The organism is Metasolibacillus sp. FSL K6-0083 (assembly GCF_038630865.1).
GTDB classification, from domain to species: Bacteria; Bacillota; Bacilli; order Bacillales_A; family Planococcaceae; genus Metasolibacillus; species Metasolibacillus fluoroglycofenilyticus.
The window spans coordinates 2,129,833-2,153,386 of record NZ_CP152046.1 but is presented as its reverse complement, the minus strand read 5'-3'; the positions used below and the strand labels follow the sequence as shown (position 1 = coordinate 2,153,386).

At 38.6% G+C, this 23,554-nt stretch carries 17 protein-coding genes; 9 read left to right on the top strand and 8 right to left on the bottom strand.

Annotated features, from left to right (window positions below; all coding sequences use genetic code 11):
* Positions 1-18 precede the first annotated feature (18 nt).
* From MHB51_RS09995 to MHB51_RS09985, 3 genes are all read right to left on the bottom strand, one after another.
* Entirely contained in the window at positions 19-195 is a 177-nt protein-coding gene (locus tag MHB51_RS09995; RefSeq protein ID WP_342471374.1) for a DUF4083 family protein, read from the bottom strand.
* Positions 196-258: 63 nt separating this feature from the next.
* On the bottom strand, positions 259-486 hold the full coding sequence (locus MHB51_RS09990) for a hypothetical protein (protein WP_066167857.1): 228 nt from the start codon (positions 484-486) through the stop codon (positions 259-261).
* 107 nt (positions 487-593) lie between these two features.
* The gene (locus MHB51_RS09985; RefSeq protein ID WP_066167860.1) at positions 594-1,391 is read right to left on the bottom strand and encodes a TIGR00266 family protein; all 798 of its coding nucleotides are present in this window, start codon (positions 1,389-1,391) and stop codon (positions 594-596) included.
* Positions 1,392-1,645: 254 nt separating this feature from the next.
* Here MHB51_RS09985 and MHB51_RS09980 point away from each other — a divergent pair, with 254 nt between their 5' ends.
* From MHB51_RS09980 to MHB51_RS09970, 3 genes are all read left to right on the top strand, one after another.
* On the top strand, positions 1,646-3,118 hold the full coding sequence (locus MHB51_RS09980; protein WP_107941944.1) for an aldehyde dehydrogenase family protein: 1,473 nt from the start codon (positions 1,646-1,648) through the stop codon (positions 3,116-3,118).
* A 173-nt stretch (positions 3,119-3,291) separates the two neighbouring features.
* Positions 3,292-4,464, top strand: coding sequence for a saccharopine dehydrogenase C-terminal domain-containing protein (locus MHB51_RS09975; protein WP_107941945.1), 1,173 nt, complete (start codon positions 3,292-3,294; stop codon positions 4,462-4,464).
* Between the two features lie 483 nt (positions 4,465-4,947).
* A complete protein-coding gene (locus MHB51_RS09970) occupies positions 4,948-7,092 on the top strand; it encodes a beta-propeller domain-containing protein (RefSeq protein WP_342558065.1) in 2,145 nt (714 codons plus the stop codon).
* A gap of 230 nt (positions 7,093-7,322) precedes the next feature.
* Here the strand turns inward: MHB51_RS09970 and MHB51_RS09965 are convergent, their stop codons facing one another.
* The gene (locus tag MHB51_RS09965; RefSeq protein WP_342558064.1) at positions 7,323-8,759 is read right to left on the bottom strand and encodes a polysaccharide deacetylase family protein; all 1,437 of its coding nucleotides are present in this window, start codon (positions 8,757-8,759) and stop codon (positions 7,323-7,325) included.
* A gap of 494 nt (positions 8,760-9,253) precedes the next feature.
* On the opposite strand from MHB51_RS09965, the gene MHB51_RS09960 reads away from it, so the two are divergent.
* Positions 9,254-10,006, top strand: coding sequence for a threonine/serine exporter family protein (locus MHB51_RS09960; RefSeq protein WP_107941948.1), 753 nt, complete (start codon positions 9,254-9,256; stop codon positions 10,004-10,006).
* Positions 10,007-10,019: 13 nt separating this feature from the next.
* Positions 10,020-10,493 carry a threonine/serine exporter family protein gene (locus tag MHB51_RS09955; protein ID WP_066167877.1) on the top strand — a complete coding sequence of 158 codons (474 nt, stop codon included), beginning with the start codon at positions 10,020-10,022 and terminating at the stop codon, positions 10,491-10,493.
* A gap of 259 nt (positions 10,494-10,752) precedes the next feature.
* On the opposite strand, the gene MHB51_RS09950 is transcribed toward MHB51_RS09955, so the two are convergent.
* A complete protein-coding gene (locus MHB51_RS09950) occupies positions 10,753-12,762 on the bottom strand; it encodes an EAL domain-containing protein (RefSeq protein WP_342558063.1) in 2,010 nt (669 codons plus the stop codon).
* Between the two features lie 592 nt (positions 12,763-13,354).
* On the opposite strand from MHB51_RS09950, the gene MHB51_RS09945 reads away from it, so the two are divergent.
* Genes MHB51_RS09945 through MHB51_RS09935 form a run of 3 tightly spaced genes read left to right on the top strand, consistent with a single transcriptional unit; the run spans position 13,355 to position 17,790 of the window.
* Entirely contained in the window at positions 13,355-15,079 is a 1,725-nt protein-coding gene (locus MHB51_RS09945) for an ABC transporter ATP-binding protein (protein ID WP_342558062.1), read from the top strand.
* Positions 15,076-16,887, top strand: a complete 1,812-nt coding sequence (locus tag MHB51_RS09940) for an ABC transporter ATP-binding protein (RefSeq protein ID WP_342471367.1) — start codon at positions 15,076-15,078, stop codon at positions 16,885-16,887. The genes MHB51_RS09945 and MHB51_RS09940 overlap by 4 nt, the downstream gene beginning before the upstream one ends.
* A 24-nt stretch (positions 16,888-16,911) precedes the next feature.
* Entirely contained in the window at positions 16,912-17,790 is an 879-nt protein-coding gene (locus MHB51_RS09935; protein WP_342558061.1) for a GNAT family N-acetyltransferase, read from the top strand.
* A 432-nt stretch (positions 17,791-18,222) separates the two neighbouring features.
* On the opposite strand, the gene helD is transcribed toward MHB51_RS09935, so the two are convergent.
* The gene (helD, locus tag MHB51_RS09930) at positions 18,223-20,442 is read right to left on the bottom strand and encodes an RNA polymerase recycling motor HelD (RefSeq protein WP_342559480.1); all 2,220 of its coding nucleotides are present in this window, start codon (positions 20,440-20,442) and stop codon (positions 18,223-18,225) included.
* 137 nt (positions 20,443-20,579) lie between these two features.
* Here helD and MHB51_RS09925 point away from each other — a divergent pair, with 137 nt between their 5' ends.
* Positions 20,580-21,182, top strand: a complete 603-nt coding sequence (locus tag MHB51_RS09925; RefSeq protein ID WP_107941953.1) for a 50S ribosomal protein L25/general stress protein Ctc — start codon at positions 20,580-20,582, stop codon at positions 21,180-21,182.
* A gap of 241 nt (positions 21,183-21,423) precedes the next feature.
* On the opposite strand, the gene MHB51_RS09920 is transcribed toward MHB51_RS09925, so the two are convergent.
* Positions 21,424-22,164, bottom strand: a complete 741-nt coding sequence (locus MHB51_RS09920) for a LytTR family DNA-binding domain-containing protein (RefSeq protein ID WP_342558060.1) — start codon at positions 22,162-22,164, stop codon at positions 21,424-21,426.
* The gene (locus MHB51_RS09915; RefSeq protein ID WP_342558059.1) at positions 22,145-23,437 is read right to left on the bottom strand and encodes a GHKL domain-containing protein; all 1,293 of its coding nucleotides are present in this window, start codon (positions 23,435-23,437) and stop codon (positions 22,145-22,147) included. Before MHB51_RS09915 ends, MHB51_RS09920 begins: the two co-directional genes overlap by 20 nt.
* Positions 23,438-23,554 lie beyond the last annotated feature (117 nt).

The window sequence follows — 23,554 nt, the reverse complement described above, 5'->3', positions numbered from 1 at the left end:
GCTTTTTGGACGCTCTCATTATTTCTGTTTCAACAGTTCGATAATCGTGTCTAGTTTCGTAATTATTTCTTTCTGTTGTGTTGTTGTACTGCTTACTCGTTTGAAGAAAATTATAACCGCAGTAATCGTAGCACATATAAAAAGTACAAAGAGTATTGTTGCAATAATATCACCAGCGTGGTATGCGCCCTCCATGAAAATACCTCCCCATTCAAATAGAAAAATAGTTATGTATAGTATCATTAAAACATAGATTAATTATTTAACTTTGCTAAAATATGCTTCGTAAAAGGAAATAAATGCACCTGAAATAAACATTAAACAAAATAAAATGAAAGCCCACAATGTTTGAGAACCAAGTAAAAATCCATAAATTCCAGTAATTCCATTATAATCCCAAGGGTTATTTACTGAAAGTACTATAATTGAAATCAATCCTATTGTCCCACATAAAAGAATAGTTGACCCAAAAAACATTTTTTTCATAGTATTTCAATCTCCTTTTGAGGTTCTATTTTGACCATTTCACTTAAAGGCAAAAAAATATCTGAAAAGCAATGGGAACACATAGCTTTTCAGATAACTCCTATAGCCTATTTATTAAATAGGTCGAATAATCCACCGATACCGCCTTCATCGCTTGACTTACCGCCACCGCCTTTGCTAGCTGGAGCTGCTGCGAATACACGGCTTGCTAGTCGGCTAAATGGTAGCGATTGTACCCAGACTGTACCCGGACCTCTCAGTGTTGCTAAAAATAGACCCTCTCCACCGAATAAGGCAGTTTTTACGCCGCTGACCATTTCGATATTGTAGTCAACATCCCTTGTCATAGCGACTAAACAGCCTGTATCGATACGCAATGTTTCACCTGGTCGCAAATCATGTCGGTGAATGGTGCCCCCTGCGTGAATAAATGCCATCCCATCGCCTTCAAGCTTCTGCATGATGAAGCCCTCTCCACCGAAGAAGCCTGTTGCTAATTTACGCTGGAATTCAATGCCAACAGATACCCCTTTAGCAGCTGCTAAAAAAGCATCCTTTTGACAAATGATTTTTCCGTTCCAAAGGCTTAAATCAATCGGGATAATTTTTCCGGGATAAGGTGCTGCAAAATAAACATGGCGTTTGCCAGAGCCCGTATTTGTAAATGTTGTCATAAATAAACTTTCACCTGTTAACAAGCGTTTACCTGCTCCCATAAGCTTATCCATTAAACCACCGCCGCCCTGTGCAGAGCCATCACCGAATACCGTTTCCATACGAATGTCATCTTCCATCATCATTAAGCTACCAGCCTCAGCTACAACTGTTTCAGATGGGTCAAGCTCGACCTCTACAAATTGCATATCATCTCCGTAAAGCTTGTAATCGATTTCGTGATTGTTCATTATTTGCTCCTCCTGTCATTAAGCCTAGGTGAAATGGCGTCCACATATATTCATCGAAGGCTTTATTTTGATTTAATTCTTGTCCAATCAAAAAAATATAATTTACTATATGTACGCAGTGTAAATAAAAGAAGTTTCGAAAATACTAAAAATATTTTTAAAATTAGAAAAAAAGGGTTTGAAGCAGAGAATGTCGAATAATTTGTAATGTAACACAAGAATAGAAGTTTTTGCGTACGGAAAGGAGAGATTAAATGGAGCTGAAAAACTTTATAGCTGGTGAATGGGTGGAAAGCGGATTGCAGGCAATGCCTATTATTAATCCAGCAACAGGTGAGCAACTAGGTACAGTGCCACTCTCAACAAAAACAGAAATTGATGTAGCTGTTCAAGCTGCAAAAGAAGCACAGAAGAGTTGGGCGTTGTTGCCCGCACCGAAACGTGCAGATTATTTATATGAAATTGGTTTTAAAATGAAGGAGAAAAAAGAACATTTAGCTCAAGTTTTGACAAAGGAAATGGGAAAAGTCATTGAAGAGGCACGTGGAGAGGTGCAGGAAGGCATCGATATGGCACTTTACATGGCTGGTGAAGGACGTAGATTATTTGGTGAAACAACACCATCAGAGTTAGCCAATAAATTTGCGATGAGTGTACGTTCACCAATTGGCGTAGTTGGATTAATTACACCATGGAATTTCCCGATTGCTATCGCAACATGGAAGGCGTTTCCCGCTATCGTAGCAGGCAACACATTTGTTTGGAAGCCTTCTAATGAAACGCCGATGATGGCCTATGAGCTAGCAAAGATTTTCGAAGAGGTCGGTTTGCCTAAAGGGGTAGCGAATGTTGTATTTGGTACAGGTCCAACAATTGGCACAGCAATGATTGAGCATCCTGATGTACGGGTGATTTCCTTTACGGGCTCAACAGCTACTGGTAGTAAGGTGGCGGAACTTGGGGGGAAACATTTAAAGAAAATCTCGCTTGAAATGGGCGGTAAAAACGCGGTTATCGTTATGGATGATGCAGATATTGATTTAGCTGTACAAGGAATTGTTTGGAGTGCTTTTGGAACAGCAGGGCAGCGCTGTACGGCATGCAGTCGTATTATTGTGCATCGCGATGTGAAGGAAGAGCTAGAAGAAAAGCTACTAAGAGAAATGCAAGCGATTACAATTGGTGATGGGCTTGATCCGAAGGTTAAAGTAGGTCCTGTTATAAATCGTCAAGCGCTCGAGAAAATTAATCATTATGTTCAGCTTGGGAAGCAAGAAGGGGCAACATTATTAACAGGTGGCCGCATCTTAACGGACACACCATACGATAAAGGTTTTTATTTTGAGCCAACCGTTTTCACGAATGTGCAACCGGATATGATTATTGCACAGGAGGAGATTTTTGGACCTGTTGTTAGCATTATTGCAATTGATAGTCTAGAGCAGGCAATCGAAGTAAATAATGGTGTGCGCTTTGGTTTATCAAGTTCTATTTTCTCACGTAATGTGAATACGATATTTAAAGCACAGCAGCTTTTAGATACAGGTATCGTTTATGTGAATGCGGGAACGACAGGAGCTGAAATCCATTTACCATTTGGTGGTACAAAGGGGACGGGTAATGGTCACAGAGATTCAGGTCAGGCTGCTCTTGACGTTTACACAGAATGGAAAAGCATTTATGTAGACTATAGCGGTACTTTACAAAGAGCGCAAATTGATACGTAACGCTTAAATTCAACTATTCTATCATTTTTAATACGAATAAATTCTTCTAAGTGCAGTGCTTTAATAATTTTCATTTACTTCAAGAAAAGTGCGTACAGCTGTTGGGAAATCTAGCATTTATCTGCTTTTCCGACAGTCCCACATGACATACTAAATAAAAGGGGTTGGATTACATGAAAGTAGTAGTTCTAGGTGCAGGTTTAATGGGGAAAGAAGTAGCACGAGATTTAGTAGCAAGTGAATCGGTTGAAAAAGTATACTTAGCAGACTTAGTAGTAGGCGCGGCAGAGGAATTTGTCGCTACATTAAATACAAATAAAGTAGAGGTTATTGCATTAGATGCAACATCAGACGAATCATTGCGCAATGTTATGTCAAAGGGTCATGTTGCAATCAACGCATTATTTTATGAATTCAATGAAGCGGTAGCAAGGGCAGCGATTGCTACAGGGGTTCACTCTGTTGACCTAGGTGGACATATTGGCGGTGTGACAGAGCATGTACTTGCAATGGCAGATGAAGCAAAGGCGGCAGGCGTTACGATTATACCGGATTTAGGGGTTGCGCCGGGGATGGTTAATATTTTAGCAGGATACGGAGCGTCGAAATTAGATAAGGTGGAATCAATTAAACTTTATGTAGGCGGTATTCCGACAGAGCCGAAGCCACCGCTGCACTACACACATGTATTCTCGTTAGAAGGGGTTTTTGACCATTATACAGAGCCATCAAAAATGATTCAAGATAGCAAATTAACCGAGGTAGAATCTTTGACGGGTGTAGAGCCAATTTACTTTGATGAATTTGGGGTGTTGGAGGCATTTTATACATCTGGAGGTATCTCGACATTGCACCAAACATTCCCGCATGTAAAAACACTGGAATATAAAACAATTCGCTATAAAGGGCATGTTGAAAAATTCAAGCTTTTAGCAGACTTAGATTTCTTAAGCAAAGATAATATGGTAGAGGTAGGCAACCATGAAATAAGCGTGCGTGAAGTTGTACGTGAAGCTTTAAAGAAAAAGTTAGAGCTAGGCAAGAAAGTAGATGCAGTATTATTACGTGCTATTATAGCGGGTGAAAAATCAGAAGAGCAAGTCACATATGAGTACGAAATGGTTGTGAAAAAAGATTTAGAGACAGGCGTAACTGCAATGGCTCGTGCTACAGCAAATACAGCATCGGTTGTGGCGCAAATGCTCGGCAATGGCGTTATTTCAGAGCGAGGTGTTTTCGCACCAGAGTCCATTGTGCCAGGTGGAACATATATTGAGGAAATGGCAAAACGCGGTGTAGATATTAAAGAAACCTCACATCGCTCCGCAATGATTGTAAAATGGTAAAATGGGGTATGGCTGTAGGGAAAGTGATTTCTCCTGCAGCCATATTTATTTTGAGGGAAACGCCTTTCTCAAGATTTCAATTTTCCCTAAGTGCAGTTGGAAATTAGCTCTATGCTTATTTTAACAAGTGAATTCTTTGAAGAAAGCAATACCTACAGCATCCAAAATGTCGATTATGCATTCCCCTATTTAGTTGATTCGAGAAAAACATGGACTAGCATTAGTCGAGGTGTAATTGATTTTCAGATTTATCCCGCTAATGGGTAGTAAAACTCCCACTTCAAGTCTAAAGTGAAGTCGGATTAAGGATAAGTGGTAGATTAACTGCCCGTAAAAGCCCGAATGGTTCAACTAACATTCAGTGGGGAAGGGCGTCCACTGAAAGAAGTTTCACTTTATCTAAAAAAACTGTAACGAAATTGGTGATGTACCGTCTTATTTAATGACATGGAAAGAAAACCATAAAAAGGAGTGGAGATAAGCATGAAAAAAATACGAGCAATAGGCACTTTATTTGCTGTAGCTATTTTACTAATAACTGCGATTGCTTTGTTCGGAAATGAAAAAACGGCAGCTGCGAGTACAGCTACAGCGGTGTTAGAAGGGCAGCCATTTTATGCTGAATTTTCAGAAACTATCGAAGCTGCCAGTTTAACAAATGGCAAGGTATATGTTACAGATGCTACAGGAAAAAAGGTAGATGCGCGTTTGACATTAAACGAAACGGCTGATGCTATTATTGTTTGGGATTTAAGCCCTGGGCAATATACGCTATATGTTGAAAAAGGGGCGTCTAAAAAATTGACATTTAACAACAAGAAAAAGTCTGTTAAGTTTAATGTTGTGAAAGCGGTCGAGCAAATAAAGTCGACAAAGGATTTAGTAACTTATTTTGAAACGGTATTAAACAATCAAAATTTTGGTTATGGTCGTGTTCAAAATGAAATGATGGAAACATCCGAATCTGTCGCTGATAGCGCGGCAAGTGGCAAATCTTCAGACCATTCGACAACGAATAATCAAGTAGAGGGCATTGAAGAAGGGGATATTGTTGTTACAGATGGGCGCTATATTTATGCAATTGTTGAAAATGAGCTAGTCATTACAGATGCGAAAAACCCTAAAAATATAAAGGTTGTTGCCAAAAAGGCATTTAAGGATAATCAATATTTAACAAAGCTCATTTTACACAATTCATTATTAATTGTTGCGTATGATAGCTATGAGGAACGTCCTCTAGAAGGAAAAGATTATATGCAGTCGATATCGTTATCCAAGTTTGCCTTCTTTGATGTGGAAAATGCTGATAGCCCAAAATTGCTGCGTGAAATTGGGCAAGAAGGTCATATTGCAGGCATTCGTAAACAAGGTGATGTGCTATATATGGTAACGAATTCATCACCTAATTATTGGTTACTGCGTGAGGGAGTTGACGTAGAATTACGTCCATACACATATGACAGCAATAGCCAAAATACATCGGAGCCAATGCCAATCGAAAAAATTTCAATTTTCCCTGGTAATACAGAGCCAAATTATACAACATTATCAGCAATTGATTTAAAGGACTTGGCAAAAAATGAAGTGAAAACAGAAAGTTATTTAGGGAGTGGCTCTCAATTATACATGTCACAGAAGGCAATTTATGTGACAGCACCTAAATATGATTATGCGGCTCCAGCAGCATCCAATCGTGCTATGACAGATATGATGATTATGCCAGCGGCTTCAAATACGCAAATTTATAAATTTGCTATTGACCAAACGGCAATCAAATTAGTAGGGCAAGCAGAAGTAAAAGGAACGATATTAAATCAATTCTCAATGGATGAATACGAAGGGTACTTCCGCATTGCTACAACAGAGGGCTTTGCATGGGGGCGTAATGCCGATTCCAAAAACCATCTATTTATTTTAGATAGTAACTTAAAGCAAGTTGGGGCATTAACAGATTTAGCAAGAGGTGAGCGTATCTTCTCAGCGCGCTTTATGGGTGATAAAGCGTATATCGTAACATTTAAAGAAGTGGACCCGCTATTTGTAATAGATGTGGCAAATCCAGCAAAGCCGAAAGTGTTAGGAGAGCTAAAAATTCCTGGTTTTAGTAACTATTTACACCCGCTTGATGATAAACATTTAATCGGTATTGGCTATGACACAGAAATTCGTATGAATGAATATTCTAAAGAGCCATTTGTCATAACAAAAGGCATGAAGCTAGCGCTATTTGATGTAAGTGATTTAGCGAATCCGAAAGAAAAGTCGGCAGTTATCATTGGAGGGCGTGGCACATATTCTGATGTGCAGTACGACCATAAAGCATTGCTTCGTCATGTTGAGAAAGGCTATTATGGCTTCCCTGTAACTTTATACGAAGAGAAAAATGCCAATGAAATGATTTACAAAGGCACAGGCTCACAAGTATATGAAGTGACAACGAAAGGAATTAAGTTGAAAGCTGACTTAATTGAGCCAGCACAAGCGACCCAGATGTACGAGGAATGGGATAAGACGGTTCGCCGTATGATTTATATTGATAATTCACTATATACAATTTCACAAAGCGGTATTGTTAGCTATGACTTAAATACTTTTGAGAAATTAGGCAAAGTGAATTTCGCAAAATAAAAAAGGGAAGCTGTCCGAATAGGCAGCTTCTTTTTTAGGGCAATTAAGAAAATCCAATTTGCACTTTATCTCTTTCCTTCGGTAGGAAATCCGATAAGCCCAGTGTTCTTGTCGTTTTCAAAGAATCCTCCTCTTGCTCTTTTAACGAGCAAGCATTTTATCCCGCATCAAAGCACAAACGAAAGCGTCCAACATACCAGCCGCCGCACGGCATGTTAGACGCTCCCCCATTAATGGTATTTTAAAACTTCGCTTACTGTTACGAATGTATAGCCTTCCTCAATTAAATATTGAAGCACGGCCTCAAGACCATCCGCAGTTGAAGCATGGATATCATGCATTAAAATAATCGCATTATTGTGCATATGATTTTTTATAATCGGCAACAGTTGTTTGGCATCGCGATGCTTCCAATCTAATGTATCAATCGTCCAATTGACAGAAGGAATTGGGATAAGTCCATTAACCCGCTGGTTTGTAGCACCATATGGGGGACGAAATACAGTGGCCGATTGTCCGATTGCTTGCTTAATGGCTTGTTCCGTCGAGTTATACTCTGCTAAAACCTGCTTAGAAGTAAGCTTTGTTAAAACGGGGTGGCTCCAAGAATGGTTTCCTACTTCATGCCCTGCATTATATACTTCTTGTGCAATTTCCGGATAATATTGTACGCGGCTACCAAGCATAAAGAACGTAGCCTTAGCATTATATTGCTCTAAAAGCTGTAAAACCTGTCTTGTTACTTTAGGGTCTGGTCCATCATCGAACGTTAGGGCAACGCGCTTAATATGATCCTGCTCAACTGAATCTGTAGACGTATCTGAATTTGAGATAATCGTATCAGTGCTTACCATTTGTTCTTGGAATTGCTCAGCAAGAATAGGATTAATATATGAAAGAGAGGTAGTTACAGTAGAGATACCCATTTCAGGGCTAGCAATTTCACCTGAATCAAAATATAAAACTAATGCTTCATTTTGAATGGAGAAGCGCTCGAATAATCTCCATTTTGGTTCAGTTTTCGCCAGCATTTCTTCTTCTAATAAATGACCTTCAAATTCTATACTATCTGTAATTTGTGAGCGTATATGTGTTGAAAACACTTCTAGGTTTTTCAAGTTCTCTCCTAAAATAGCTCGAATATCTAGGAGTTCACCAGTTTCATTATTATAAAAATAAGTTGTAACCGTCATTTCGTCACTGTTATTTGTTCGTAATTTTTTCTTTAGCACAAACGAATAGTAATGCTCTTTATATGGGTATGTTTCAAAGATAATATTTAATTCGCCAGGCTCGACTTCATTATTATCAACATTTTTTTCTAAACGCATTTCCGCTATGTAATTTTTTTTCGAGGCTGCAATAAATTCAGTTACCGCCTCGTTAAAGGAATCAGAATTTGATTGAGGATATTGAATAGCATATGGCATTATTTTATCGTTTGAAATATCTGTCACAATGCGAATACCGGGGAAGCTAGATTGGCTTTCTGATACTTCTCCTTGTAAAGCATCTGTTTCAGTTTGTTCGGGCTCGTTCACTTGTTGGAACTTTGACTCTGGGTTAATAATTGTAAAGAATACAATGGCTGCTGCTAAAACGACGATTGCCCCAATAAGAATTAGGTCAATCCATGGTCCACGTCTTTTTCTACGTTCAGTTTTCATGTTGCGTTAAGGGCTCCTTTCTGTTATAAAATATAGACGAATAAGCGCTGAAAAAAGACGACAGATTTTGAAAAAATGTTGATTATTTTATCCTGCATTAACGGGCAGTAAGATGCCCACTTCAAGATTTAAGTGAAAATACGCTAAAGGATAAGTGAGAGATGAGGGGAACCCCCACTGATTGAAGTTTCACTTTATTTAGGCGGATAATCAAATACACGCTAATATGTATATAATCGGCTTAATAACTTTAGTTTTTGAAGAGGGGTTTTCAAGCATGCTCGAAAAAACCTAGTTGAAGCCGCACTCCGAGAAAAGCGTCCCCGGTAATGGAAATCAACGAATTGTTAGGCGCTGTTTATAAAATAAAGGCTAATCAATACGCCTGATTTAATCTATTACGACTTGAATATAAAGATAGTAGTCACTACTATTAAGAGAAATAGATAAAGTTTGCTTTTAGTTCAGTTAAAATACCAAGGGAGGTTTGAAAGATGATAGAGAAGCCCCAACAAAACGAATTAGCCATTGATTGCTTCTTATTGGCTGGTCGCATTATGATGGAAAGTGGAGCAGAAACATATCGAGTGGAGGATACGATGCTTCGAATGGCGCGTTCACAAAATATGAATGATGCCCAAAGCTATGTAACTCCAACTGGTATTATATTTTCTCTTGGTAAAACACAGCCGACACGTATTTCAGCTATTTCAACAAGAGTGACAGATTTACACCGTATTGCACTTGTTAATAATGTGTCGCGAAAGCTTACATCTCACATCATAACATTAGAACAAGCATATGACGAGTTAAATAAGATACAAAAAACAAATTATTTTCTACCAATTATTATACAAGTTTTAGCAGCCTCCTTTGCTAGTATTAGCTTTTTAATATTATTTGGTGGAATATGGGGAGATATGCCGGCAGCCTTCATAGCAGGCGGCGCGGGGCTATATGTTGCAACAATGATGCAGAAGCTAACTCGGGTAAAATTTTTCTCTGAGTTTGTTGCTACACTTGTAGTTGGAATGATTGCCTCACTGGCGCTTTATTTCGGTTATGGTACACAAATAGATAAAATTATAATTGGTTCTGTTATGCCGCTTGTACCCGGTCTTCTTATTACAAATGCGGTACGTGATTTAATGGCAGGGCATTTTACCGCTGGGATGGCAAAGGGCGCCGAAGCCTTTTTAACAGCATTTGCAATCGGTGCAGGCATTGCACTTGTGATGGCATGGTAATGGAGGGGAATAGATGGAGTATATCATTCAAATAATTTTTAGCTTTATAGCAACAGCCTGTTTTGGTGTAATATTTAATGCACCAATTAAAGCTATTCCATATTGTGGAGCCGTTGGAGCAATCGGCTGGCTCATTTACTATGAGCTTGGGTCGCATGGGGTGGACGAGGTGAAAGCCTCATTTGCTGGCGCATTTGTTGTAGCTATTTTAGCTCAAGCATTAGCAAGAAGATTCCGTATGCCAATGATTATTTATAGTGTATCAGGCATTATCCCGCTTGTTCCGGGAGGGGTTGCCTACAATACGATGCGCAGCATTGTAGAGCTAGATTATGCATTAGGAATGCAAAATGGAATGCGCGTCTTTATGATTTCAGGGGCCATCGCGATGGGGCTCGTATTTGCTGAAGTTATAATGCAAATTTTGTTTAGCATGCTACGAAAAGGAAAAACCTCTATCCAATCATTTGTGAAAGTGAAAAGATAGGCTTCGAATGTAAAAACGTAGAATAAACTTTGTAGCGGGGAGTTGTCCGAAAAGTCTATTTTGTTTTGACACCGCATTGAAATCAATGTTCCCTTTTACTGAAGGATAACACTGCTAAAGCCAATGTTCATCCCATTTTTAAAAGAGGCGTTTTCTGTTTATATGAATCAACATTTTGTGAAACATCATCGCTACTGTCCAAAATGCCGGCCATGCTCGGCTTTTTGGACAGCTCCCCGCTCGTCTTAATGTTTTCCTTCTATATTTTATTGTAATATAGTGCCTTCACATCATCAGCAGTTGTTGGCTTACATACATAGAAGCCTTGTACTAAATCACAGCCCGAGCTTTTTAATATTTTAAATTGTTCTGCGGTTTCAACACCCTCTGCTAAAATCGTAAGTTGCATCGATTTAGCTAGCTGTATAATACCGCGTACAAGATGCTCTGTTTTTTCAGATTGTGTCATTGCTCGAATAAATGTTGCATCAATCTTTATTGTTTTAAGAGGCAATAATTGCATGTAGCGGAAAGAAGCATAGCCTGTGCCGAAATCATCGAGCACAAAAGCGATACCCTCCTGCTCTAGTTTACGCATTTGCTTCATGATTGCTGTTTCGCTTTCTGCCTCTAATGCAAATTTCTCAGTAATTTCGATTTGAATTAAGTGGGCAGGGCATTTTGTACGTTCCAATGTTTCTAAAATGGAGCGAGCCATATTTTTGTCTCGGAATTCACGAATCGAAACATTGATACTTACTTTTAATGGAATCCCCTGCTTTTGCCATGCTAAAGCTTGCTCACATGCTTGCTCTAAAACAAAAGAACCAATGGAGTGGATAAGCCCTGTTTCTTCAGCTATTGGTATTAATTCATCTGGTGTGACAACCCCAATTTCCTCATCCATCCAGCGGACAAGTGCCTCAGCCGCAACAATTGCTCCTGTTTGCATATCTAGCTGTGGCTGATATAGGACATTTAAGTTTTTTTGGTCAAGAGCCAGTAAAAGGCGCTTTTCAATCAGTGCTTGTCGACTTAAAGCTTTATGCGCTTCTTTAGAAAGCGACATAATGCTATTACCTCCTGCTTTGCGTACATTTGTTATTGTTCTAGTAGAGGCCTTCATCATCTGAGCGAAAGATAATTGGTCCTCTGGAAAACGTGTGATACTACCACTAATTGAAAGTGGAACGGCGATATTATCGTTGTAAATAGGATTTTGTTGTAAATATGCTAAAAACCCTTGAATAAACCATTCTGGTAAAGGTGTGATAACAACAAAATCACTTGCATTAATGCGCGCCGCTGTACTGTCCTGAAAATACATTTTAATGCGCTTTGCAAAATCTGCGGCTAGCGTTTGCGTAGTATTAAACTCTGACAAGCCCTTCAGCGTGTAAAACTTATCGATGCTAATATAAACAAAAGAGAATCGGCGATCTTCCTGTATCATTTCATCTATTAATTGCTCCAGACGATGTACATTCATAAAGCCTGTTTCTGTGTCAATATAAGCGATTTTTTCAAGCTGTAGCTGTATCGTTTTATCGCGTGTAATATCTTTTTCAATCAATAAAAATGAGCGATTGCCTGCTATCGGGATGGCTAATAAATCAGTCCAATAGAGCATACCATCCTTTGTGATTTTTTCTACCTCGCCCTTCCACATATTGCCCTTCTGCAGTGTTTCCCAAATTTCCTCAGCAGCTTGCATGCCTGTAGAGGATTTTGGGAATAGCTGCCAAAAGGACTTTCCGATAACGCGCTTCGGTGTCCAGTGACTTGTTTTTAAAAATAAATCATTGCATTGTGTAATAAGACCTTCATAATCAACTGTCACAACCATGAAATAAGACATAATGCTGTTTTTCAAATGAACAAGCATATCACCATCATGGTGGAATGTGCGGATATTTTTCATTGGAATGCAGGTAATCAATATTCCTTGTTGCTCTTCAAATTGGCAAGGTGATGCCATAAGTGCAGCTTCAATTAATTGCTCCGTTTTCGTTAATAGCTGTAAAGGTTCAAGCTTTATCGCTTCCTTACTCTTTAAAATTGTTTCATAAATATGCGGGGGGGCCATGGAAAATAATTGTTCAGTAAATATAGCTGACCCAGAAGAAAAGTCTTGTGTCGCATATCCTAATAAGTTTTCACAGGCTGCTGTCCATTGTAATAAGTACCCGCGCTTATCAATAATAAAGGAAGGGAACTGCGTTTGGTCCAATAGTTCTTTATTAATGTTAGATAGTTGTAATCCTTTCATACCGAATGGTCCTCCTCTATTTTTAGATTAAAAAGGGATGTGCATAAAGTGTTTTAGGTATAAAGTATGAATATAATTTTTCCAATTGAGTATATTATATATCTTTTGAAACGGTATGTGGGTGTATTTTGAAAAAATTTTCTAAAGGACGTTACAATTGTTTATTTTGTAAAAGAAAAGAGAGAATAATTTCTCATTAAAAATAGAAAGCTATTTATTTCATATTTACTATATGTCGATTCAATCAATCATATCTTCACTGATTTACCTCTAATTTTAGAGGATACTAATTCAAAACAAAGCAAAGTTTAATTTTTAAGAATATTGTGGCATAATTATATTTCGAGTTACAAAATAAAATAGTGTGACAGCTTGAGGGAATACGATCATCCCGTATTAACAGGCTGTAAAATGAAATATTCAATTGGGGGATAAGTAGTCTGTTAAAACCCGGATGGTGGAACTACTAATTCAGTGGAAGACGAAATAAACCTTCACTGATTGAGGGGTTACTTTATTCCAGCTAGTTGTTTGCTTTCACAGAGGTAGCGGTTCTTTCTATCTCAGTGCAAAAGTGGTAAGGGGTGTTAAGATGAAAACGGTATTTTCTTATGTAAAGCCGTATAAATGGCCTGCGCTCATAGCTCTCGCTCTCATGTTGATTGAGTTAATTGTTGAGCTTGCGCAGCCGTTAATTATGGCGAGAATAGTTGATGATGGGATTTTGGCGCAGGATGGACAAGCGATATGGTATTGGGGGCTAGTCATGCTTGCTCTATCACTATTAGCCTTAGTGGTAGGGATTATTAATTCATATTTTGCGTCACATGCTGCTCTAAGCTTTGGCTATGATTTGCGCAATGCTTTATTTAGTAAAATTCAGTCATTTACAATGGCTACCTATTTAAAGTTTCCAACTTCTAGTTTAATTACACGTTTAACAAGTGACATTACGCAAGTACAAAACGTCTTTTTCATGAGCTTGCGTATTATGCTACGTGCGCCGCTTTCAGTTATTGGCAGCATGGTGATGGCTTTTATTGTAAATGCTAAAATTGCCTTATTTTTAATGATTGGTGCACCGATTTTAGTTATTTTTTTAGCGATTATGGTAAAGCGTGGAGTGGCCTATTTTAGTAAGGTACAAGGACGTCTTGACCGAGTAAACCGCGTGCTGCAGGAGAGCTTACAGGCGATGCGTTTAGTAAAGGCTTATATGCGCGGGCATTATGAGGCAAGCCGCTTTAATAAAGTGGCAGAAGGCTTAAAGATTGATACGGTGAAAGCTTTGCGTACGATGGAGTTAATTATGCCCGTTTTACTGCTTGTCATGAATTTAAGCTTGCTTGCAGTTCTATGGTTCGGTGCAGCAGAAGTGAATAGTAACAATGCACAAGTAGGGGATTTAATAGCCATCGTCAACTATGCGATGCGTATGACAGGTGCATTTTCTATGTTTGCCTTTATTATTATCGCTTTTGCTCGTGCGAAGGCTTCGGCAGAACGTATGGAGGAAATTTTAATTATCGAGGACGGGCTTGAAATTCGTGCCGGTCAAGAAGAGGAATTTAATGAAGCGCAATTAGGAACGGTGCGTTTTGATAATGTATCATTTTCATATAATGGTGAGCTAAATGTATTACATAATGTTTCCTTTGATGTAAAACAAGGTGAAAAGCTAGCAATTATGGGGGCGACAGGAGCAGGTAAGTCGACACTGCTAAATTTAATTCCACGCTTTTATGAAGCAACAGGTGGGCAAGTATTTGTCAATGGACGTGATGTTAAGGCATGGGATTTGGATGATTTGCGTGCCATGATAGGATTTGTGCCACAGCAATCGCTTCTTTTTACAGGCTCTATTTTGGAAAATGTCAGTTGGGGCAAGGTCGATGCTAGCTTAGCAGAGGTAGAGGCAGCAACGAGACAGGCGCAAATACATGAATCTGTAGAAAGCTTCCCGAACGCTTATGAGACACGTGTTGGGCAAAAAGGTGTTAACTTATCTGGTGGACAAAAGCAACGCTTGTCGATTGCGCGTGCGCTTATTCGAAAATCACAAATATTATTATTGGATGATAGCACCTCTGCATTAGACGTTAAAACCGAGGCCGCTTTATGGGCTGCTTTAGAGAAGGAACGAGCAACAATGCTTGTCGTAACCCAAAAGATTCGTACAGCGCGCGGGGCAGACCGCATATTGCTATTAGATGCAGGACGCGTTGTAGGCTTTGGCAGTCATGATGAACTGTTACAAACAAGCGATTTATATAAAAAAATTGCACAATCACAGCAGGAACAGGGGGAGGAGCTATGAAATTCCTAGACAAACCTTTTGGCTACGAGCGTGTATTGACGAAGGCAGATTTGCGGCAAACAACAGAGAAGAAAAAAGGACCTCGTGCGAATGATTGGAAGTCAACGCTAGCCCGCATTTGGAAAATTGTTGATGAGCAGCGTTTTCTATTAGTAATGGTGCTTGTAATGGTTGTTGTGAGCTCAGCTTTAGCATTAATTGGTCCGTTTTTAATTGGAAAAATAATTGACAATTATATTGTGCCAGGTGATTTTGACGGTATGCTCTTTATGATTGGCTTGCTTATAGCGATTTATGTTGTACTTGCATTATCGCTCTATTTGCAAAACTATTGGATGATTGGTGTTGCACAGCAGACAATTTATCGCATGAGAGTCGGTGTGTTTAATAAATTATTACGCCTGCCAATTAGCTTTTTTGATAAAAGGCAGCATGGAGAATTAATGAGCCGTGCAACAAATGATATTGAGACGGTAAGTGCAACACTAAATAGTGCGTTTATTCAAGTGTTCTCCAGCGTTTTAACATTGACGGGGACAGTAGTTGTTATGCTTTATTTAAGCCCGCTTTTAACATTGTTGACAATGATTATTATTCCTGCAATGTTTGTAGCAATGCGTTGGATTACACGTAGAACAGGGAAGCTATTTAAGGAACAACAGGCAGCCGTAGGTGCACTTAATGGAATGATTGAGGAAACGATATCAGGACAGCGCATTGTCAAAGCATTTTCGCAGGAAGAACGCGTGAAAGAGGAGTTTCAAGAGAGGAATGGTCGTCTAAGACTAGTAGGCTTTTGGGCATTAGCTTACTCGGGCTATATTCCGAAGGTAATGAATGGATTGAATAACGCAAGTTTTGCAATTGTAGCAGGCGTTGGGGGCTTACTCGCTTTAAATGGTCATGCTTCAATTGGGATGATTGTTATTTTTACTGAATACGCTCGCCAATTTACGCGTCCATTGAATGATTTGGCTAACCAATTCAATACGGTACTGTCCGCAATCGCAGGAGCAGAGCGCGTGTTTTCTATAATGGATGAGCAGGACGAGATAGAAACAGGATATATCGAAAAGGGGCATCAGCTAAAGGGGGCAGTTGCTTTCCAAAATGTTTCCTTTAAATATGAGCAAACAGAGGAAGGGCATACATTAAAAAATGTAAGCTTTGCTGTAGAGCGAGGACAGACAGCCGCTTTAGTAGGGGCAACAGGTGCTGGAAAGACGACAATTATGCAGCTAATTTCTCGCTTTTATGATACAAATGAAGGTGCGGTACTGTTTGATGGTATGAATGTGCGTGATTTTACACGTGAGGCTTTACGTAGTCAAATGGCATTCGTATTGCAAGAGCCTTTTCTATTTGAGGCAACAGTTTATGAAAATATTCGCTACGGTCGCTTAAATGCAACAAATGAAGAAATAGAAGAAGCAGCTAAAAAAGCCAATGCGCATGATTTTATTATGCAATTGCCAGAAGGCTATAATACATTATTAACAGCCGATGGAAGCGAAATATCACAAGGGCAAAAGCAATTGCTATCTATTGCACGTGCCTTTGTAGCTGATCCTGTTATTTTACTATTAGATGAAGCAACAAGCAGTATCGATACAGTAACTGAAATGAAAATTCAAGAGGCGCTTGAAGTATTAATGGAGGGGCGAACAAGCTTTGTTATTGCGCATCGTTTAAATACGATTCGAAACGCGGATATTGTTTTTGTGATGCAACAAGGTGAGCTTGTAGAGGCTGGCACACAGGAGGAGTTAATTGCGAAAAATGGTATTTACGCTTCGATGGTAGGTTAAACGAAAGAGAGGAATATGGGTATTATGAATTTTTCAGCAGTAACGGTGTCGTTTCCTATCGATATGGAAACATTTGAAGAAATACTTAAGCTATGTGAGGAAGCTGCACTGGCTGACGCTGTACGATATGAGCTTATTATGAACATACAAGCAGCCAAAAATTATGAAATGTCAGGCTTTTGCGTGCTCGTCTATGATGATGAGTATAATAAGCTTGTCGGTTTGGCAAGTGCGGTTGATATGATGGGGTTAAAAACATATGAATGGTCCATTGTTGTGGCGCCAACATATCGTCAACTTGGTATTGGACAGTCGTTATTGCAGGAAGTATATAAAGGGCTGTCTATGCGCGAGGCTGAAGGCGAGCTTGCTTTAACATTAGAGCAGGCCCCATTCGGCGCAATGTTTTTAGCGAACAATGGCTATCAATATAGCTTTTCTGAGGTGACGATGCAAGGAGAGGCAAAGGCTAGCGAGCAGCAAGAAAATATTGTTATCCGTCGATATGAGCAAGCGGACCAGCAAATATTAATCGAAACATTTATGGCGGCATTTGGAGATACGGTAGAAGAGGCGCAAGATTTAATTGCATACAATACAGCAGCGGAAAATTTAATTTTATGGGTAGCAGTGATGGAGGGCAGTGTTGTTGGAACTGTGACAACTCGCGAGGAAAATGCAGTCCAATGGTTGACTGCATTAGCTGTACACCCTCAGTATGCGGGGCGTGGCATTGGTTCAACGCTATTAAAATGGGTGCAGCAGCTAGCATTTGATGAAGGACAGCAGCATGTGCTACTAGATGTTGAAATTGATAATGCACGTGCCCTCTCCATCTATGAAAAGGGTGGATTCATTAAATCAACGCAAATCGATTATTATGTCTATGTAAATAAAGCATAATCTCACTTTTTCTCTCATATAAATATAGTAAAAGAAGGCTGTTGGAAAAAATTATCCGACAGCCTTCATCGTTGAAAAGGAGATTTTATCCTGTACTAACAGGCTGTATGCCTCGGTGGATGTCACAGGATATGGCGCTTTTAGATTAACTTCTACCAAATAGCTTAAAAAATCTGGACGAGAGTTAGCAAAACAAAATATTTAGGTGGGAGAACAGACAGCCTGCAAAAACTGATTGGTGACACTACCAATCAGCGGGAATAAGAAGCTCCTCACCGATTGGAGGTTCACTTTATAATGCGTATGCCTGCACTACCTAAAAACCGAAATGAAGCAGAAAAGAGGACTATTTTCCAAAGGTTGCGTAAAAAGCTCTTTCAAAAATGGTTTGTGAAAAAGCCGTTTTTTAAAGTGCCACCCCGTGAGTAGCAATTATAATAGAAATGTTTCTTTAGCTGGTCCAATTAAGTATAGTTCATGCATTGCACGAGTTAATGCTACGTAAAGTAGCTTACGATCGATTGCATGATTGTAAAACGGAATATCGAAAGCAGCGATTATTACCGCATCAAACTCTAGCCCCTTTGCTAAATGGGATGGTATAACGAGCAATGTTGCTTGATCAATGCTAGAGTTTTCATCTAGCTCTGCTGCGTGAATTGAGTGAGCTTGGAGCAATGTAACAAACTTACCTGCCTCCTTCGAGGTTTTACAAATAAGTGCAACTGAGCGATGACCAGCGGCTTGAATTGATGCGTAAGTTTTTGCAATTGTGGCAACATCAAATTTTTCTGCTTGAATAAAAGTAGGTGTTTTTCCATGGCGTACAACAGGTTCAACTAATGGTAAATTCTCCTGCATTTTCGCCAAAACTTTATTAGCTACTTCCATAATTTCGATTGTTGTGCGGTAGCTTTTTTGTAATGTTGCATATGTCGCTCTTGGAAATAGCTCTAGCACAGGTGCCCATTCTGTTACAGAACGATAGCTATGAATGCCTTGCGCTAAGTCTCCTACCATTGTAAACATATCTGTTTCAAGTCCCATCTTTAAAGCAGCGAGCTGAAATATGCTATAGTCTTGCACCTCGTCAATAAAGACAACTCGCATTTTCCAACGCTCATCAATCCCTTTGAGGCGCGCCTGTAAATAGTAAAGAGCTGCTAAATCCTCTAATGCCCAGCGTTCTTTTATATGTGCCTGTAAAAATTGCTCCTGTTCCTGTAATGTCCATTCAAGTGCTAAATCTTGTAATAATAAACGATTTGTCACGATATCGCGATAAGCTACTTTAATTTTCAGTTTAGTAAAGCGTTTCATATAAGAGGATGTAACTGTTTTGGCTAATGCTTTGATTTTGGGGATACGTGCATCTCGTTCATCAATATATTTTGTGACGATGCGACGGCGATTTTCTGCATCGCGTATACCGTTTAAAGCTCGTCCAATTGCCTCCTCATAACGACTATTTAAAGTATTTAATACAGCGGTCGTTTTGCGTTTCACCTCTGTTTGAATAACGAGTTTAATACGCTCTAGCCTTTTTTCGATTGGCATATAGGCAAATTCATGTAAAAAAAGTTTTTGTAAATGAGCACCTCGAATAATTCGATACTTTTCTAAAAAAATATCTTCAAATAAAGAGGCGAGCTGCCCCTCATGTCGTTTTACATAGCGCTCCATTATATCGCGGTAGATGAGCGAGCCTTTCATTTGTGGGATTGAAAATGTAGGGAGTACAGCATTGCTGTTTTCGATAATATCCTCTAATTGTTCATTTGGATTTTGCAGCTTTAGCTTAAGACCAATTGCATTTTGCACATATTCTGCATAGGTCGTTTGACAAATTTTATCGACCCCTAGCTCTGGTAGCACGTCGCCAATATATTCGATAAATAATTTGCTTGGTGCTAAAATCATAAGCTGCTCTGGCTTAAAATGCTCGCCCATTGTGTAAAGGAAGTAAGAGATACGATGTAGAGCAATTGTTGTCTTCCCACTACCAGCAGCGCCTTGTACTAATATGGGCTGGCGCAAATGGGCACGAATAATTTCATTTTGCTCCTTTTGAATAGTTGAAACAATTTCCGTTAGGCGGACATCAGCTTTCCCAGCGAGTGCCTCCTGTAGCAATTCGTCATTTGTCGTTAAATCCACATCCTGAAAATCGAGTAATTGTCCTTGCTCAATTTTATATTGTCGCTTAGCGAATAAATGACCAGTATGCTCCTCCTCGCGAACTCGATACGTCATGTCGCCGAGCCGCCCATCGTAATAAACATTTGCTACAGGTGAGCGCCAATCAACGATAATTGGTTCATTCGTTTCGCAATCAAAGAGCGAAGTTTTCCCGATATATAAAAATTCCTCTTGCTCACCAGTACGTTGGAAATGGATACGTGCAAAATAAGGCTTTTGCATAACAGCCTCTAGTCCTTCTTTTTGTGTACGAGCCATCTCAAAAAAACGAGCATTTGTTAAAATATTCAAAAAACTATCACTGGAATCAATGTATTCAAGATTTGCCATGGCAGAACGAATATTTTGCTGCGCCGCCTGTAAGTCGCGCTCAGATGCATATAAAATGTCATGCATATATGCCTTTGTCTGTTCTAATCGTTGTACCTCGTCTTGGTAATCAGGATGTTGCATTTGGTCCATTCCTCCAATCGTATATGTAAGTCAGAAACTCATCTTACCAAATTGTAGAAGTAGTAGGCAAGTAGTAGAAGATGTTTAAAAGTAATTATTACTGGGTATACATAAAAACATAGAAAGGGGAAGATACAATGAGTACAGCTTTATCTACTAATAAACGCACAAAGGGGCAGCATTCAACACTTACACAGTTGCGCCAGCAAGGGGCAATCCCGGGAGTAGTGTATGGCTATCAAGTTGAGTCTACACCAATTTCAATTGATGCAAAACAATTTGCAAAAGCATTATCGGAAAACGGAAGCAATGGCATATTTCAGCTTGAGCTAGAGAGCAAAAAAGTGAATGCCGTTTTATCGGAAATACAGCGCGATGCTTTAAAAGGCTTTGTTAAACATGTAGACTTCCAAGTAATCAACATGTCAGAGGATTTGGAAGTAAGTATACCAGTAGCTATTACAGGTAACGCTGTTGGTGTTTCAGAAGGCGGGCTACTGCTACAGCCGATTCGTGATATTACAATTAAAGTTAAGCCAAATGCCATACCTGAAACGATTGAAGTAGATGTGACGGATTTGGCTATCGGTTCCTCGTTGACTGTTGGCGATATTCGTACACAGCATGAGTATGATATTTTGAATCAAGATGAAGAAGTATTAGTTACTGTTTCACCACCAACTGTTGAGGAAGAAGCAACTGAAACAGAAGAAGAAGCAGTAGAGCCGGAAGAGGCTTAATAGAGGGTTTTAGAAGAGAAGGGGCGTCTGAAAAATTATTTTGAGACAAGGATAGTGACAATTTATTGTGACTACCGAAGGAGTAAATATTTTTAGCGAATATTTAATAAAGAAGTAGGGGGCTGTCTGAAAAGATATAAACTTTTCGGACAGCCCCTCTCTATATATACTGAAAGCGAAGCAGTAGGTATGTGCGAATTTCACAGATTCCAGACACAATTACGCCGAGATGTAATTGATATTATGAGTAACTATTTTTTAATGCCCTTTGAAGAGCTGTAATTGAACGAAAGGCTATAGGGCAATGGCTTCCATTTTCCATGACAATACGACGCTCTTTAAAATTAACTTCCTTTATCTTTTTTAGATGTACTAAAAAGCTTTTGTGACAGCGAAAAAAATCCTCTCCCAAATAATCTAGCTCCTTTAAAGTGCCATAAAATGAATAACAGCCGTTGCGTTCGTGAAGTTCGACTTTGTGTGGCTGTGAGGCTGTTTCGAAATAATAAATATCAGTTAGTGCTATATTTTTTATTTTTTCTCCAATTTTAATTTGAAACCATTTATCTTGATTTGTTGTACCGAACTGCCTGTATTTAGTAAATGCTGCTTGCAATGCATCGGTAATATCAGTCTGTATTTGGGATGATGTATCTTTCACAATAAAATCAAGTGCAGCTAATTTATATTTAATAGTCAAAGTTAAGTAATTTGCATAAGTTGTAATAAAAATAATATGGGCAAGTGGGTCCTGCTCGCGTATTGCTTGAGCAATATCTAAACCATTTGTCGTACTATTGAGCTCAATATCTAGTATGTAACAATCGATTTGCTTTTCTTTCATCTCTCTCAATAAGATAGATGGCTCATTTGTGCAACATGCGATTGAAATACTAGGCGCTTGAAATAACGAATAATTTCTTATTGAATCTACAATTAGTTTTTGATAGTAGGAATCATCTTCACATATGGCTACTCGCATAAAGTTCCTTCCTCTCTATTAGCATTTCTTGCACAAACCAATCTTCCTCTACATATGTATTGAGTGTGACGTTCGGGTAGTGATTTAATAATTGCTTAATATTATATAAACCTATGCCTCGATTTTTTCGTTTAGTTGAATAGTTTTCTTCAAATAGTTTTTTTATGTCAATATAGTTTTGAGTCGTTGTGTTTCGAAGAATAATTATTTGTTGGTCTGAAGCAATAGGTAAAATAGCGAATTGTATTTGTGGCATAGGATGCTGTGTACATGCCTCAATAGCGTTATCAAATAAAATACCAATTGCTCTTACTAAATCGATTGATTCGATAAATAAGTTTTTAATGCTGTTAGGTATTTCTACATTGATACTAATTGAGAGGCTATGAGCTTTGACAATTTTGGAACTAAGAAGACCTTTTAATTCAATTAATTTGATATTTTCAAGTTGTTGTAGACTACGAATAGATGGAGATTGAGTAATTGAAGTGACCTTTTCAAAATAAGATTTTAGCCCCTCTATATTTTCATTTTCTATATAGCCTCGTATTGCTAATAGTATATTAGAATAATCATGCTGTACTTGCTGAATTTCCCGATTCATTTGCTCCAACTGAGTCATATATTCGTAGAAAGAATGCTGTGCTAATTCCTTTTGTTTTATAATCGCTTCTTTTTTAACAGCTTGAATCAATACTTGGGTTGTTAAAAAAAGAAAGAGAAAATAACAAAGCAGCAGACTAAAATTAAATAATGAGAATGATATATTTCCCTCACTCGAAGGAATAAAGACTGTTACATAAAATATAATGATTGTTGTTATTGCCATGAAAATTAAGAATAACTCTATTTTTAATGGCAGTGGTATTTGCCGTAATGTCTTATTAATAAATGATTTATAACAATAAAGCACTAGCATAAATAATATAATGAGCAGTGCTGCATGGATGGTTGTCGAGAACTGAAGCGACTCTATTAACAGCAGGCTAGCATATTCCACAAGAATAGATAACAATAAAACAATTACACTATGTAAAAAGACGATGCTTTGTTTCGTTATATAAAAAAAGTAAGTGCTACTCAAACAAATGCTTAAAATTAACGCAACCCAAGGGTAGTCAGCAAAATAGATGGCATGTAGTGCAATGCACCCATTGAACAATAAAGTAATAGCAATAGCCTGAGCAGTGGGGCGAATATCTAATAAATAAAATAAAGAGCCAAATACAATGAAGTAATTTAATATACTAAAAACCCAAAAAAGTGAGTCCATTAAATACATCCTTCCAAATCATAAGACGTTCAAGAGGAATTTTCTAACGCTTGAGATAAAGTTCAGCTTTTTCTAGCGTAAGTTTCTACAATGAACAGTATAGCATTTACGTAACAG

Coding starts and splice junctions, on each gene's coding strand:
- MHB51_RS09995 (WP_342471374.1), bottom strand. CDS start 195: ATGGAGGGCGCATACCACGCTGGTGATATTATTGCAACAATACTCTTT.
- MHB51_RS09990 (WP_066167857.1), bottom strand. CDS start 486: ATGAAAAAAATGTTTTTTGGGTCAACTATTCTTTTATGTGGGACAATA.
- MHB51_RS09985 (WP_066167860.1), bottom strand. CDS start 1,391: ATGAACAATCACGAAATCGATTACAAGCTTTACGGAGATGATATGCAA.
- MHB51_RS09980 (WP_107941944.1), top strand. CDS start 1,646: ATGGAGCTGAAAAACTTTATAGCTGGTGAATGGGTGGAAAGCGGATTG.
- MHB51_RS09975 (WP_107941945.1), top strand. CDS start 3,292: ATGAAAGTAGTAGTTCTAGGTGCAGGTTTAATGGGGAAAGAAGTAGCA.
- MHB51_RS09970 (WP_342558065.1), top strand. CDS start 4,948: ATGAAAAAAATACGAGCAATAGGCACTTTATTTGCTGTAGCTATTTTA.
- MHB51_RS09965 (WP_342558064.1), bottom strand. CDS start 8,759: ATGAAAACTGAACGTAGAAAAAGACGTGGACCATGGATTGACCTAATT.
- MHB51_RS09960 (WP_107941948.1), top strand. CDS start 9,254: ATGATAGAGAAGCCCCAACAAAACGAATTAGCCATTGATTGCTTCTTA.
- MHB51_RS09955 (WP_066167877.1), top strand. CDS start 10,020: ATGGAGTATATCATTCAAATAATTTTTAGCTTTATAGCAACAGCCTGT.
- MHB51_RS09950 (WP_342558063.1), bottom strand. CDS start 12,762: ATGAAAGGATTACAACTATCTAACATTAATAAAGAACTATTGGACCAA.
- MHB51_RS09945 (WP_342558062.1), top strand. CDS start 13,355: ATGAAAACGGTATTTTCTTATGTAAAGCCGTATAAATGGCCTGCGCTC.
- MHB51_RS09940 (WP_342471367.1), top strand. CDS start 15,076: ATGAAATTCCTAGACAAACCTTTTGGCTACGAGCGTGTATTGACGAAG.
- MHB51_RS09935 (WP_342558061.1), top strand. CDS start 16,912: ATGAATTTTTCAGCAGTAACGGTGTCGTTTCCTATCGATATGGAAACA.
- helD (WP_342559480.1), bottom strand. CDS start 20,442: ATGCAACATCCTGATTACCAAGACGAGGTACAACGATTAGAACAGACA.
- MHB51_RS09925 (WP_107941953.1), top strand. CDS start 20,580: ATGAGTACAGCTTTATCTACTAATAAACGCACAAAGGGGCAGCATTCA.
- MHB51_RS09920 (WP_342558060.1), bottom strand. CDS start 22,164: ATGCGAGTAGCCATATGTGAAGATGATTCCTACTATCAAAAACTAATT.
- MHB51_RS09915 (WP_342558059.1), bottom strand. CDS start 23,437: ATGGACTCACTTTTTTGGGTTTTTAGTATATTAAATTACTTCATTGTA.